At 41.6% G+C, this 15,450-nt stretch carries 10 protein-coding genes and 1 pseudogene; 8 read left to right on the top strand and 3 right to left on the bottom strand.

Going from position 1 to position 15,450, the window contains the following annotated elements; genetic code table 11:
* Window positions 1-202: 202 nt before the first annotated feature.
* Window positions 203-1,501, bottom strand: coding sequence for a MipA/OmpV family protein (locus tag F0226_RS09025; protein ID WP_171735331.1), 1,299 nt, complete (start codon window positions 1,499-1,501; stop codon window positions 203-205).
* Window positions 1,502-1,558: 57 nt separating this feature from the next.
* Here F0226_RS09025 and F0226_RS09020 point away from each other — a divergent pair.
* From F0226_RS09020 to F0226_RS09000, 5 genes and pseudogenes are all read left to right on the top strand, one after another.
* Window positions 1,559-1,969, top strand: a pseudogene (locus F0226_RS09020) (hypothetical protein); the annotation flags it as partial.
* Window positions 1,970-2,165: 196 nt separating this feature from the next.
* Window positions 2,166-4,100: an alkaline phosphatase D family protein gene (locus tag F0226_RS09015; RefSeq protein ID WP_171735330.1), complete on the top strand. Its 1,935-nt coding sequence runs from the start codon at window positions 2,166-2,168 to the stop codon at window positions 4,098-4,100.
* 150 nt (window positions 4,101-4,250) lie between these two features.
* Window positions 4,251-4,700, top strand: coding sequence for a TerB family tellurite resistance protein (locus F0226_RS09010; RefSeq protein WP_171735329.1), 450 nt, complete (start codon window positions 4,251-4,253; stop codon window positions 4,698-4,700).
* A 253-nt stretch (window positions 4,701-4,953) separates the two neighbouring features.
* Window positions 4,954-5,430: a hypothetical protein gene (locus F0226_RS09005; protein ID WP_171735328.1), complete on the top strand. Its 477-nt coding sequence runs from the start codon at window positions 4,954-4,956 to the stop codon at window positions 5,428-5,430.
* 12 nt (window positions 5,431-5,442) lie between these two features.
* Window positions 5,443-7,128: an LruC domain-containing protein gene (locus tag F0226_RS09000; RefSeq protein ID WP_171735327.1), complete on the top strand. Its 1,686-nt coding sequence runs from the start codon at window positions 5,443-5,445 to the stop codon at window positions 7,126-7,128.
* Between the two features lie 156 nt (window positions 7,129-7,284).
* Here F0226_RS09000 and F0226_RS08995 read toward each other — a convergent pair whose 3' ends face one another.
* Together F0226_RS08995 and F0226_RS08990 are read right to left on the bottom strand one after the other, a co-directional pair.
* A complete protein-coding gene (locus tag F0226_RS08995; RefSeq protein ID WP_171735326.1) occupies window positions 7,285-7,815 on the bottom strand; it encodes a 3'-5' exonuclease in 531 nt (176 codons plus the stop codon).
* An 88-nt stretch (window positions 7,816-7,903) separates the two neighbouring features.
* Entirely contained in the window at window positions 7,904-9,442 is a 1,539-nt protein-coding gene (locus F0226_RS08990) for a sensor domain-containing diguanylate cyclase (RefSeq protein ID WP_171735325.1), read from the bottom strand.
* A gap of 363 nt (window positions 9,443-9,805) precedes the next feature.
* Here F0226_RS08990 and F0226_RS08985 point away from each other — a divergent pair, with 363 nt between their 5' ends.
* The 3 genes from F0226_RS08985 (at window position 9,806) to F0226_RS08975 (ending at window position 15,298) form a co-directional block, all read left to right on the top strand.
* Complete coding sequence (locus tag F0226_RS08985) at window positions 9,806-10,438, top strand: DUF2760 domain-containing protein (RefSeq protein WP_171735324.1); 633 nt, start codon at window positions 9,806-9,808, stop codon at window positions 10,436-10,438.
* The gene (locus F0226_RS08980) at window positions 10,438-12,405 is read left to right on the top strand and encodes an Hsp70 family protein (RefSeq protein WP_171735323.1); all 1,968 of its coding nucleotides are present in this window, start codon (window positions 10,438-10,440) and stop codon (window positions 12,403-12,405) included. The genes F0226_RS08985 and F0226_RS08980 overlap by 1 nt, the downstream gene beginning before the upstream one ends.
* 67 nt (window positions 12,406-12,472) lie before the next feature.
* Window positions 12,473-15,298, top strand: coding sequence for an Hsp70 family protein (locus F0226_RS08975; RefSeq protein WP_171735322.1), 2,826 nt, complete (start codon window positions 12,473-12,475; stop codon window positions 15,296-15,298).
* Window positions 15,299-15,450: the final 152 nt, after the last annotated feature.

Raw genomic sequence — 15,450 nt, 5'->3', positions numbered from 1 at the left:
GCTAGAGCGATGGGTTTACTTATTTCCATGCACCCTAGCGTTTCAGTCATGCTCCCTTTCGACCGAAATCCAATGAATGCGCCTTGAAATAAAAACGCCCTAAACCTTATTGTTCAAGGTTTAGGGCGTTTTCGATATTTACTTCGACTTGTTCAGTCTATCAATGTTGGTTGATCATCATTCTGATAATGACTAGAAAACCTTAAAACTCGTATTGAACATAAATAGTATTATAGTTACTGCCGCCTTTGATGCGCCCAAACTGAGAAGCATTTTCAAAGATAGCAGAGCGATGATGCAATGAATAACCGAACCACAAATTGTTCAAGTCTTTCTCATTCACTAAATCACCTACGTTGACATCAAAAGATATATCTAAATAGTTTAATAGGTGGCTCGCGGTGTAGCCTTTTTCTTCCATTTCCTTCGCTTCAATATAAGTAATTGAATCTACATAAGACATACCTTCAGCAAAACCTATTCGCCATTGAGTTGGCCAGTCGAAAGTGTAATAGGCTTTAATAGCAACAACATATTCAGTGCTGTTGGATTGAACTTCAGAGTTCCAATGATGAACAATACCCGGAGTTAAGTAGATATCAATCGGCACCCCAAACAACTCATCAGTTAATGGGTGCCCATAGAAAAATGAGGTAAGCTGATTATTGTACTCATCTTTTTCAGTATTGAACTTCATGATGTCGCCAATATTAGATGGCGTTGCCCAGCCATGAGCCACACGCAAATAAGGGGCATTACTTAACTGTGGTTTTGGCGCTTTTTCTTTGTCATTGAAGAATCCAAAGCCAAGGAAGAACTCACTTTGATAACGGTCATTAATGATAGTCGAGTCATAAGCATTGTCATCTAAACGAGTAATGCTGGTTGAACCTAATAAATACAGGTTCGAAATAACATGATAACGGGCTTCTAAACCAATATTTAGATCTGCTCCCGCTCCAACATTTTCGCCTTCTAAAGCAAAGTAGTAGCTATTAAAGTCCGAGCTTTTATAGCGCAATGTTGCACTGGGCGTAAATTCCCAGTCACCAGATTGGTAGTAACCTTTTGCACGGAGATTTCCGTGGAAACGATATTCATCGTCACTCATCACTTCGGTATCTATTTCCCAAGTATCATCTAACTGATAAGTCAGTTGAACACCAAAATCAGCCGTATCACCTTCAATTGCATTTTGTTCTGAAGCTGGAATATCAATAAACCGCATGCGAGAAATGGCGTTTAAGGACCACAATTCATCTTCAGTTTGATAGACATAAGCACCCATTTCAGTGCCGTCGATGTACACATAATCATTTTTAAAAAACAGCATAGGCACAAAAGAACTGACGGTTTGATCACCTTCGGTTGTGTCAAAAGGAATGGTTGCGACACGATACATTGCCGCAATTCCCCACTCTTGTTCTTGGGTTGCCCAAACATTAGCAGACGACAATACCGCTGCCGTGGTCATTAAAGATGATAAAAATTTGTACTTCATTCTGATGGGATAGCTCTTTGTATGAAAATAAAGTGACTGAATTGACAATTATTAACCATTTTATCTGAACTAGGTTTAGATTCGTTAGCAATTGACCGTTACAATAAAGCATATTCTCTGATAAATGAAAGTAATGTGAAAGTCTCAGAATTACAAAACATCATAAATAATTTACCAAATGGCGCGGATCCCGAAATAGTTATGGGAGAAGAGTGGCTGCCTGAACGCTTAATAGAGACTAAACTGGATGGTGACCTATTATTTTTAGGCTTTGATAATGCCCCTGAAGAAAATCAAGGGGATGAAGAAGGACGTGGATTCGTTGAACATGAAATCACAATGATTCGTAAAAAGTTCGAACAGATTTTAGATGACAGTTCAGACACCAAAACAAAAGCGGACGCTATGTTGGCATTATTTCTAATGGGGCATGAACTTTCGAGCTCTGAAGTTATCGAAATACTGGAAGATCCAAACGCAGATAACGAATAGTCACCTTCCACGTTATCACTTCCAATTAGGAGCATTGTTCAGCAACATCACTTCTCACTCTCGCGAGCAATGCCGCCTTAACTATACGCATCACCAACTATGCGCATCACCAGCTATGTGAATTAGCACCCACGCGAATCACCGCTTCCATTTAGATAATTTAGGACTCGTATTGAACCTTTCAAAAACCTCACCGTTACCATTATTAATTGCCGGTCCTATTTTACGAAAAACAACCGTCAATGAAGTTGCCCTGTGGCTAGTAACAAGCCAACCCATTAAGGGAGAAGTATTATTTTTCCGCCCGAGTGAACCTGAAGCTTTTTTCCATTATGATGCAGCTCAGGCAGAATCTATCCGAGTGGGTACAAATGCATGGGTAACGCTAGCTTCAATTCAAGGTGAATTTCCTGCCGATACACCTCTTGAATATCAAATTCAGACGGATCAAGGTGACATTACTGACCTTGCACCTCATCTACTTTATCAAGGTCAATCAAGACTTAACTTTGTGATCCCGACTAAAGCCGATTATGTGTTACATGGTTCTTGTCGTAACCCTCATCACTCAAGTAAAGACAGCTTAGTTGCCGCTGATAGTAAAGTTCAAAGCCAAGCACCACTTGAACGCCCCAACATTCTCATGATGAGTGGCGACCAAATTTATGCCGACCATGTTGCTGGCCCAACGCTTGATGCGATTGGACAAGTCATCTCCTTGTTAGGTTTACCTAATGAAACGCTGCCAACAGATTCTCAAAAAAGTCATATTTCTAGTGCGGAAGATCTATACACGAGTGACTTTAATTTTTACCAACGCGACAAAGTATTACCTCACCACACAGGTTCAGATTCATTTTTAGATAAACTCTTCCCACAGCGCCGAGTCCCTATTTTCAGCTCTAGGGAAAATGAAAATCACTTAGTGGCCCTTTCTGAATTTATTGCCATGTACTTGCTGGTTTGGTCTCCAACGCTTTGGTCTCTGGTCAATAAAGAACAGTTAAGGGACCAAAACTTCAATCATGGTCACTACACATTAACACCAGCAGAACAGCAGCAATGGCGTGAAGAAAACGCCGCTATTAATGACTTCATACAAGGTCTCCCTCAAGTTCAACGCTTACTAGCTCATATTCCTACTTATATGATTTTTGATGATCATGATGTAACGGATGACTGGAACTTAACCGTCGGCTGGGAACATGCCGCAGACCAAAATGCATTTGCTAGTCAAGTGATTGGAAATGGTCTTGCTGCCTATTGGCTATGCCAAGGTTGGGGAAATACGCCAGAGAAATTTGATAGCGCATTTATAGAAAGAGTAACTAACACTTTTGAAGTCGATGCTAATACAGCAGAGCTCAACCATAGCCATCAGCAGACCTTGCTAACGTCGCTGAATCGATTTGAAGACTGGCACTACACCATTGAAACATCACCTAAAATCATTGTGCTCGATACACGTACTCGTCGTTGGCGCTCAGAGTCACGTATGAATAAACCATCGGGGTTGATGGACTGGGAAGCACTGATTGAACTACAACACCAACTGATGGGTTTAGATAAAGTCATTATTGTTTCTGCAGCCCCTATGTTTGGGGTCAAGTTCATTGAAACACTGCAAAAAATGATGACTTCTCTAGGGCAACCTTTGGTTATTGATGCTGAGAACTGGATGGCTCATCCAGGCAGTGCCAACACACTGATCAGTATTTTCACTCATACCAAAACACCCACTAACTTTGTCGTTTTATCTGGTGATGTTCATTATTCGTTTGCTTACGACATCAAGCTTAGATATAGGAAAAACAGCCCTAATATTTATCAAATCACGTGTAGCGGCATTAAGAATGAGTTCCCTGCCCCACTGCTTAAATTCTGTGATATTTTCGATCGTCTTCTGTATAGCCCGCATTCCGTTTTGAACTATTTCACTAAAAGAAAACGTCTCAAAATTGAAAAGCGCAGCCCGGATAACCAAAGCTTCTATCGCTTATCAAACCGCAGTGCTATTGGTGAATTAAGACTTGATGATACAGGAAAGCCAGTTGAAATTTCAACGCTGAGCGGAACGGGTGAAAATACCCACTTTCCCGCACCCTAAATTTCATTAATGCGGAGTACATGCACTCATTAATACATCACCTTCATGAGTGCATTCAATAAAGAGCAATGTAAATGTTGTGTCAACTTGCTTGTTATTGTGACTAATCACCCTAATAGTATTATCAAGACGACAGATTTGGAGCTTTGCATGTTTAATTCACTCACATCACTTTTTAAACAATTAATCGACGGGCAAGATCTTGGAAAAAACCCTGTATCCTCCCCGAACTTAGCGATAGCAAGCCTATTGTGTGAAGTAGCAGGCGCTGACCATGCGATTAACCCAGTAGAACAACAAGCAAAACTACACTTACTTGAAAGGCTGTTAGGGCTTTCTGAAGATGCTTCGAAAGCGCTGCTCACTGAAGCAGAGCAACAAGTTAAACAATCGGTTTCTCTTTATGATTTTACGTCACAACTTCGTGAGTTATCGCAACCTGTTCGTTTTGAATTAATTAAAGGCATGTGGGAAGTCGCGCACGCTGATGGTGAAATAGACCCTCTAGAAGATGCCGTAATTAGAAAAACGGCTGAATTACTCTATGTTGATCATAGTGAGTTCATTAGAGCAAAACTTTCTTCGCAAAACCAACTTTAAACCTACATGTAATAATCATTGACGATTAACCTCAAGTATACCGACTCGCCCGTCTATTATTTTCCCGCACACGATTAGTTGCATTTCTCATGTGTAACTAATCCACTTTCAAATCGATTCTTTTATTGAGAACATCCAAAATAACTCCATTCCCAATATAAAAACAAAACAAAAATCATTATAAAACAACAAGTTAAAAGTGGCACATTGATTGCTAATCCTTATATATCCCAGATAATTAAGGACGATTAACATGAAAACACTCACTCCCTTATTTCTAACATCAGTTATCGCTAGTTCTCTTATTGGCTGTGGTGGTGATAGCGGTGGCTCAAGCTCAGGCGGCGCAGTAGCTGCGGTTGCAGACACATCATTTAATGAAATTTCAGTACCTAACAATTTTGAATGGCGAAGCGTTAACAGCCATGAGCTAAACGTGAACATTGTAAGTAGCTACTCACAGAAAAATGGTAATGCATCCCCTATTCGTGGATCTCACATCGTCAAATTTTATAGCATCACCTCTGATGGTATCGACGCTACTCCCTTCTATTCCGGCGTTACAAATAAAGAGGGAGTGTTGAGCAATGACTTCAGCATTCCAGCACATTGGGAAAGCATAAAAGTTGTTGCAAACGTTAGAAAGCAAAGTTGTGAATCTCAATTTAGCTTAAGCGAGCTGGTACCAAACTTAAGTGTTGCTTGTGACATTGTGTTAGATGCGGATTAAGGAAGAGACGTTATGAATAATTTAAAGAAATCACTATTAATCATGAGCTCATTTGCTGCCAGTAATGTTCCACATTATGCGCTATCTGCAGCATCTGAAAACACTTCAACAACCAACAGTGACGGGTCGATAACAGTTACGCAAAAGATTAACAGTAGCAGTACAAGCCCTCATTATGTGGCACCATCAGGGTATGGTTTTGATATCTACAGCAACGCCAATCAAGATTATTCATGGCAACATAACATTGAAGTACCTGAAGGTTCTCAAATCACTGAAGCAACGCTCACCATCTATGCCTATGATGTGGATTCTGAAGCACACCACGGCGAAAATGGCGAGTACGATGGTGTAGCTGTTGATGGCACGGCTTTAACCCCTGGATTTTTACAAGGAACCAATGGCAATTGGTCTACCACCATTTTCGACTTACCAACATCTACACTGAGTGATAATTTCGTTAATGTTGATCTTGATATAGATATTAATAATGACGGCTGGTTAACCACACTTGAATACAGCTTAATCAGTGTGACTTACACACAAATAGACAATGCAGCACCCAATTTACCGACGTTAAGCCGTAGTGCTGGCTTAGGTTCTACCGATGATTTGGTTGTAACAGTAACGGGCCCGACCCCCGCAGATTCCGATGGTGATGCCGTGACTTATAGCTATCGTTGGTTCGTCGATGTCGGCCAAGGTTTCTATGTTGATGACGAATTTGTAGGTAAGAGTAACAATACTGATGCGACTCTAAACTCTAGCGAAACAGCTGCCGGTGAGCTTTGGAAAGTTCAAGTTACAGCGATTGATTCGAATGGCTTAATTAGTGATATTGCAGAAATTGCTTGGCCCGAGATTGGAGACAGTGATGGTGATGGAATCGCAGACAGCGATGATTATGCACCAAACGATCCTACTATCGCCTTCTACAGCAGAACGCCAACAACAGGCTGGTACACACTTGCATTCGAAGATATGTGGCCATATGAAGGAGATTATGACCTAAACGACTTCATTACACGTTATGCATATGGCGTATATACAAATGCGAGCAACCAAATAACCCGCTTTGATTATTACGGACAAGCTGTCGCTCGCGGAGCCAGCCAAGACAACAGTTTCGCACTATCTCTTTCTGGTATTGACGCTTCAAATGTAAGTTCACTAACTAAAACTTACAACGGCTCAACTGAAGCAATCACCCCTGAAGGCGGTCACAGTGGAGAGTTAGTCATTGTCGCAATTGAGAGTATTTCCGACATGCTTCCAAGTAATGGAAACTCTAATTTCTACAATACTGAGTCTGGTGATGTACGTGATGCTGTTGACTACAGCATATCTCTTGTAATCGATGGTTCAATGACAAGTTTAAGTGGCACAACACTGAACCCATTCATCTATAAATCGGATGCTCGTAATAAAGAAATTCACCTAATGAATTACCCGAATACAGATTTAGCGAACACGAGTATTTTTGGAGTTGGAGCTGATGATTCGAGCGTAGATAACAATGAATACTACCAAACAGTAGATGGCTTACCCTGGGCTCTTGATATTCCAACTCAATGGTCACATCCATATGAAAGAACCGATACCTGCCAAGCCTACCCTAACATTGTAGATTGGGCTGAGTCTGGCGGATCCAACAATGCCAGTTGGTTCCTATCACCAGTAAACGCTAAAGTATGGTAAGCAGCTTGCGGCTTGTAATAACAAAAGTACGATTAATGGTGTGACGATTGTAAAAACCGATCAATACGCCATAACCCAAGCAAGTCGAAAACTAAAAAGGTCGCATTTAAGCGACCTTTTATTTTGCAACAACCTGAACTGAACAAAGCTTTAATATCACAACATGGTCAGAGCCAGTTTTGCTAAATTGTACGCATCCACATACCCTGAATGCTGTCTACCTTCCCACTCAATGTCTTGAGCTTCTTGGGCTGCACGGTGACCAATGCGCTTTTCTTTGAGACGATTCTGAATACGATACAATGTCGCTAAGTTAATAAACTCAGAAAAAAGAGGTTCAATGCCTTTCTCTTTACATTCGTTATGTAAGATAAGGTCATCTCTTCCCCAGGCTGCGTAGATCTTCTTAGGTCCACCAAAGTTTTTCAACATAGATTGAATCACGGACTCTAATGGCCGACCTTGCTTCTCAATCTTACGAGGAGTAATACCAGTTAATTCGGCACAAAATAAAGAGACTTCATCTTTCTTAGGCTTTACGTAGTATTGTGCTCGTTTCACGATTTTTCCTGACGAAAGATCGATTTCAGCCAAACCCACCTCTATGATTTCGCCTGTCGTACCTACGCCATTTTCGCTCCAACAGCACATTTCCAAATCGAAACATACCACTCGATTGTGATTCATACGTCGCCTAATTATCTCTTTTTAAAATTTGAGTAAATTGTACCTGACACGATTCAATAACTCGACCCTATCTCTACCAAGTGTTCAATTAGCCTGCAATTGTGACCTGATTTCGACCATTCATCTTACTTTCATATAAATGGTTGTCTGCTTTTTGCAATAATTGCTCAGCGGTTTCCCCATCATAAACACCTGCCCCAACACTCAAAGTACAATGTAAGCTTTCGCCTTGGTAATCTGTCGGTGTACTACTCACAAGCTCCAAGATTTCATTAAGGTAGTCGTGTAAATCATCACGGTCATGAACTTCAGTAAGAATGCAAAACTCATCACCGCCCAATCGAAATAAGTAATCTGACGAATGCAACTTATTACTAATGATGTAGCTTACATGCTTAAGTAACGCATCCCCTGCTGGGTGACCAAATTGGTCATTAATGCCTTTGAATTTATCAATATCAAAACCCACAAGGCTAAAGTTAGGTTTAGTTTTTAACCATACTTTAAGCGCTGCGTTAAACGCCCTTCGATTTAAAAGCTCAGTCAGGCTATCGTGTTCAACTAAGAATCGAAGCTCTTCCGTTTTCTTGTCGAGCATATCGGATAAGCGCTCTTTTTCACGTACTTGTAAATTCACAATATAAGCGAGTAAAAATGAGATCATCAACCCTACAGAAGCCATACCAACTAACACCAAATACCCGCTATTAGAAATAAGCGAGCCTATTCTAAATTCTACAACCCAATCTCGGTTTGGTAAGCTGATAACCTTGCTGATTTGATGTCCCGAGACCTCTTCAAAACCTTCGGTTTCAAATAAAATTGGGTCGTCTTCAGCATCGAAGCCTAAATCAGTCACGCGGATAAATATATCAAGATCAACGAGAGTTGAAGCGAGAAGGTTCTCGAAATAATAAGTGGTGCGAACCACTCCCACAACCACACCTAAAAGATCTTGCTCATTGGAATCAAACACTGGGTGGTAAACCAACATACCTGTTTTCTCTGGTCCTTTACTTAGACCATCTTGCAGTAAACGAACTTTATCCGAGAGGTTCGCTTGCCGCGTTTCTAGAATATTGTCGATAACCAGTTTGAAGCGTTCACGAGAAGAGTAAAAACCTAATAATTCAATATTTTCAGGCGTTTGTGGGTGGATATCTGAAGCAATAAAAACAGGTTGGTCACCCATTATATAACCAAGGGTTTTAGGTCCATCTTTCGGCACAGTAAACAGCTGATAAGAAGGATATAAAGATTGCAGCCTTTGAGTATGAGCTTCAATTTGGTCACTAGAGACTTTTTCCATCCATTGTAGACCAATCAAACTTTTTGAACCCTGAATCGTTCGCTTAGCAAAGGCATTGAATGCATCCCAATGCTGCTGTTCCGTTGACGAAAAGAAATTAGCCCCTGAACCAATGTACGCCACATCATTTTTGATAAACATTCTTAGGCTTTGAACCTGACGTTCAGCGATGTTATCCATATTAGATAACATGGAATCTTTTTGGTTTATCGCAATAAAAACAAGGCACAGTACAGTAACAGCGATAGAAGCAGCGAAAGTCAATAAAGGGAGTGTTCGTTTCTTCAACCCAGTAGATGGGCTTACACTGTTAGGCATTAGTATTCCAAATAAATCATGTTGATAGTTAAATTATACACTCGTAAACGCCATTCTCTAACATTGATTAAGTACAAATGCAGGGAAAATGAGCATTATTTGTCGTTCACCTAAAATATGAATTAAAAGGCACTAAAATATTGGTTAAAAATAAAGCGAACAGTGCTAGTTTCAAGTCGAATAAATCCAGAAAATAAGCCCTTAAGCCTTGAATATGCTAGTATCTACCCCATATTTAAAGCTTGAAAGAAACCTGATGCCGCGTGTATCAGTTCATTCTTTCCAATCTGTATATTCCTCCAATCTCAGATTTTTATCTGATGAAATGAATATACCGTTAAATCAATCTATAGAGACATCACAATGAACTTTGATTTAAACCTAATTCCACAAACGTTTGACATGCTGCATGCCGGTCTTGCTTCTTCAAGCGTTTTATTACTTTTAATTGCAGTTTCTCGTAAATCAAAAGTAATCGAAAAAGTTGTAGAAAAACCTGTTGAGAAAATCGTTGAAGTTGAAAAGACAGTTGAAAAAATTGTCGAAGTTGAGAAAGTCGTTGAAGTTGAAAAAGTCATCGAGAAAGTCGTCGAAGTTGAATCTAAACTTGCAACCGCATCAACAGACTCTGCAATGCAGTTATTATCAATCATGCAGCAAGAAGCTCGCCTGATTGATTTCCTTCAAGAAGATTTAACATCATTCTCTGATGAAGAAGTCGGCGCTGCAGCTCGCGTTATTCATACTGGCGGTAAAAAGGTATTGGGCGATTACGTAACATTAGCTCATATCCGCTCTGAAGATGAAGAAACGCGAATCACTATTGCAGAAGGCTTCAACCCTCAAGAAGTGCGCTTAACGGGTAATGTAACGGGTAATGCCCCATTCAATGGCACTTTAGTTCACAAAGGTTGGAAAGCGACTGATATGAACCTACCTAAGCTAGCTGAAAACTACGACGCTTCAGTTATTGCTCCAGCAGAGGTTGAACTTTAATGGATCATAACAATACACAAAATGCCGATGAGCAGAACATCGGGCCGAAATTCAGTGTGGGAATTGACTTGGGTACGACTCACTGCGTCCTGTCATTCCTAGATACGACAGATGAAGATGCACGTGTTGAAGTAATGCCAATCCCTCAGCTTACGGCTCCGGGTACGGTTGAAACACGTAGCCAACTTGGTTCATTTTTGTATCAGCCCCACGAACATGAAATGAACAGTAATTCACGTGTTTTACCTTGGTCTTCTGAGCCAAAAGCACTAGTAGGTGCTATCGCTCGTAATCTTGGTTCTAAAACACCAATCCGTTTGATTGCGAGTGCGAAGTCTTGGTTATGTCATTCTGGTGTAAACCGCCGTGATGCATTCCTACCAGCGGGCAGCCCTGAAGAAGTCGAAAAAGTATCGCCTCTAAAAACGACTGAGTTATACCTTGAACATCTAAAAGATGCTTGGAATCACACTCACCCAGAACACAAACTTGCTGATCAAGATGTGACGATTACGGTTCCAGCTTCATTTGACCCTGCTGCTCGTGATTTAACAGCTGAAGCCGCTCGTAATGTTGGTTTTGAACACTTAACACTACTAGAAGAACCACAAGCCGCTCTTTATAGCTGGATCGACAATAGTAACGACACTTGGCGTGACGAAGTCAATGTCGGTGATGTAGTACTCGTTGTCGATATTGGCGGTGGTACAACTGACCTTTCTTTGGTTGAAGTGAAAGAAGACGAAGGCAACCTGACATTAAGCCGTATTGCAGTAGGTGAACACATCCTACTTGGCGGTGACAACATGGACCTTGCTCTTGCCTACCGCCTGAAGATGAAGTTAGCTCAAGATGGTAAAGAATTAGCACCTTGGCAAGTTCAAGCAATGACTCATGCTTGCCGTGATGCAAAAGAAGCACTGCTGAATGACGCAGAACTACAAGCTGTACCAATTGTTGTGCCTAGCCGTGGCTCAAAGCTACTTGGCGCAACTCTAAAAACAGAACTGACTCAGCAAGAAGTTCAGCAAACATTGGTTGACGGTTTCTTCCCGCAAATTGCTGTTACAGAGCACCCTGTTCAAAAAACTCGTGGTGCACTTACGCAGATGGGTCTACCTTACGCACAAGATGCTGGCATCACTCGTCACATCGCAGCATTCCTTTCGAAGCAAGCGAATGCATTGGGCGGAGCATCAGAACAACAGCAAGATTTCAACCCATTTGCTAATATGCCAGGTATGCCTGGGGCAGATGTACAACCAGCAGATTTCATCAAACCAAGCGCTATTTTATTCAATGGTGGCGTGCTTAAGTCTCCATTACTTTCTGAACGCTTATCTTCAACCATCAATGCTTGGTTAATTTCGGCAGAAGCTGAATCTGCGAAGCAATTATCTGGTTTAGATTTAGACTTAGCTGTAGCAAGCGGTGCTTCATACTATGGCTCTGTTCGCCGTGGTCAAGGCGTGCGTATTCGCGGTGGTATTGCTTCAAGCTACTACGTAGGTATTGAAAGTGCGATGCCGGCAATTCCAGGAATGGCTCCACCGATGGAAGCACTTTGTGTGGCGCCTTTCGGAATGGAAGAAGGCTCAAGTGTTCAAGTACCAAGCCAAGAGTTTGGTCTAGTTATTGGTCAACCGGTTCACTTCCAATTCTTTGGCTCAACGACTCGTCGTGAAGACGAAGCTGGAACACATTTGGATCACTGGGCTCCAGAAGATTTAGATGAGCTACCTGAAATTCAAGTGACTTTGCCTGTTTCTGAAGGTCGTCGTGAAGGTGAAGTGGTTCCTGTTACTTTAGCATCACGTGTGACTGAGCTTGGCACTTTATACTTAGAAGCTATCGCGACTGATAACGGTCAAAAATGGCACGTTGAATTTGATGTCCGTGAAGAGACAAGTTCTGATTCTGAAAATGTTCAGCAAGACAGTACTCAATCTCACCATCATCAACACTAATACACATATATTTAACGGCACCTTATTGGTGCCGTTTTTTAATCCATATATCTTGTGAGGTTCAGTAATGGCATCTCCTCGTTTTCTCGTCGGCATTGATTTAGGCACTACAAATACTGTTGTCGCTTATTGTGAAATCACCGATGACTTACAACACTCTCCTGTTTCTTTATTCGATATAGACCAACTCATTGGTCCTGGAGAAGTCGTTCGTAAACCCCTACTCCCTTCTTTTCGTTACCATCCAGCACAAAGCCAAATATCAGACTCAGACTTAACCCTTCCTTGGGATACAGCTTTAGTCGAAGGCGACACTCCAAATGTTATTGTGGGTGAATGGGCGCGTGAACTTGGCGCTAAAGTAGAAGGTCGCCAAGTATCCAGTGCAAAAAGCTGGCTGTCGCATCAAGCGGTTGACCGAAATTCTGAAATCTTACCTTGGGCTGGTGCTCAAGATGTTGATAAGGTTTCGCCAGTAGTTGCAAGTGCTAGCTACCTTAACCATATCCGCCAAGCGTGGAATTACCGTAATCCAAGCAATAAACTTGAGAATCAAGATGTTGTCGTCACCGTGCCGGCATCATTTGATGAAACAGCACGTAAGCTGACACTTGAAGCGGCTGAACTCGCGAGTTTAGGCAAAATCATGTTACTCGAAGAACCACAGGCAGTTTGTTATGACTGGTATGCAAGACACCAACAAACAGCATCAGATGAGTTAAAGCAGCTCCCGCTTATTCTGGTTTGTGATGTAGGTGGTGGTACGACCGATTTAAGTTTAATTGAAGCCAAATTCGAAAAAGATGAACTAGCGCTAGATAGAATTGGGGTTGGCGAACACTTAATGCTAGGCGGTGATAACCTTGATCTAGCCTTAGCTCACCTTGCTGAACAAAGATTCAACCAAGGTAAAAAGCTTAATGCAGCAAGCCTGACAAAATTAATCCAGCAAACTCGTAAAGCAAAAGAAAACTTACTGTCTTCAAATGCACCTGAAGAAGTAAAGATCACTATGCTAGGCAGCGGTTCCAAGTTGCTTGGTGGTACTAAAAGCATCGGTTTGACCAAACAAGAAGTTCACAACATCGCGTTAGATGGCTTCTTCCCATTGTCAGATTTTAATGACGTTCCAGACAAACGCCGAAGTGCCGTTGTTGAGTTCGGTTTGCCCTATGTAGCGGATCCTGCGGTGAGCAAACATGTCGCTGAATTTTTAACTCAGCATCAACAAGTATCACAAGCAGCATTAGAAAATTCCGACCAAATTGATTTCGACCCTTCACAACCTGCAGTACCCGTAGGTGTGCTACTGAATGGTGGTGTATTTAATAGTGACCTTGTAACGCAGCGTGTCACTCAATTACTGGGGAACTGGAAAGGTTCACCAATCACTGTTTTAGATAACCCTCACCCAGATTGGTCTGTTGCATTAGGTGCGGTTGCATTTGGTAAAGCCCGACGTGGTGCTCAGCTGAAAATTGGTGGAGGCGCTGCTCGTTCTTATTTCTTGCATCTTCAAGAAAAGAATAAAATGGGTAAGGCATTATGCCTACTAGCGAAAGGGACAGAAGAAGGTCAAGAAATTCGCTTGAATGGTCGACGCTTCTCGCTAACCTTAGGTGAGCCTGTTCGTTTTAATTTACTTACCTCCACACATGATCAAATCGCCCATGACACGGCGATTCAAAACGGTGTGATGGTCAATGTAAACGCTGATCTTTTCTCTCCTCTTCCGCCTTATATCTCAACACTAGACAGCACTGATTCTATTGCTCTTCAAGCCAACCAAAAAGAACGAGTTGAAGTTCAATTAGCTTGCCAGCTTACAGAAGTCGGCACATTGAAAATGGAATGCGTCAGTGTTGATGATGAAAGTAAACGTTGGTTACTGGAGTTTGAAGTACGCAATAAGCAGGGTGATGACTCAGAGGATGAGCAATTTCACCCCCGCCTAACTGAATGTAAAGAGCTGATCTCTAGGCTATACAGCGGAAATAAAAAAAGCGCAGATACAAAAGAGATAAAGACAATTTCGAAAGAACTTGAAAAGCGTTTAGGCAAAAAAGACGAGTGGGACTTCTCTACACTACGCCAACTGTTTGATAGCTTATCTCTTGGACGCAAACGTCGCCGCCGCTCTGAAGCACATGAAAAAAATTGGCTGCGCCTAGCTGGTTTCTCAATGAGACCTGGTTTTGGTGATCCAACGGATTCTTGGCGTATTGAGCAAATCTGGGGGCTATACCAGCAGAACATTCAGTTTCAAAACCACCAAGGGTGGACCGATTGGTGGGTATTCTGGAGAAGAATTTCCGGCGGTCTATCCCAAGATCAACAAGAGACTATTCTAGCCGACATAGCAAAGTATCTTCACCCTGGAGCAGCTAAGAACCCTAAATCAGTACAAGAAGCTCAAGATAAAGGCTATGAATCTATGGTTCGTTTAGCTGCATCACTTGAACACCTAGACGTAGAAGATAAGTCTCTGCTATCCACCTGGTTTTTAAACAAAGCCCTTAATCATTCCCAATTTGTTCAAGCGCACTGGTGGGCACTCGGTCGCCTAGCCTGTCGTACTCCATTATATGGCAGCCAGCATAATGTTATTCCTCGCGAACAAGCAGAGCAGTGGCTACCTAAGCTACTGGAACAAAACTGGCAAAAAGAGCCAATGATAGCGTTTGCCGCTGTCATGATTTGCCGTAAAACTGGCGATAGATTGTTTGATATTTCGGATGATTATCGTGAACAGGTATTAAATAAATTACAGCAGAGTAAAGTGCCAGACTCTTGGGTTAGCCTTGTTTCTGAAGTGAAAGAGCTATCGGAAAGTGAATCTAAGAGGGTATTTGGTGATGCCCTACCAAGTGGGTTAAGCCTAATTAATAATTAAAGAACCTCCCTTTAGCTTTAGCTTTAGCTTTAGCTTTAGCTTTAGCTTTAGCTTTAGCTTTAGCTTTAATTATGGTTACATAAATGAAAATGCCACTACAAATCTTAGCTTTAGATTTTATAGTGGCATTTTTTGTTAACTACAAATGTGTT

Origin of the sequence: Vibrio sp. 99-70-13A1, from assembly GCF_013114625.1 — a bacterium.
Classification (GTDB): Bacteria; Pseudomonadota; Gammaproteobacteria; order Enterobacterales; family Vibrionaceae; genus Vibrio.
This window is presented reverse-complemented; position numbering and strand designations above follow the sequence as displayed.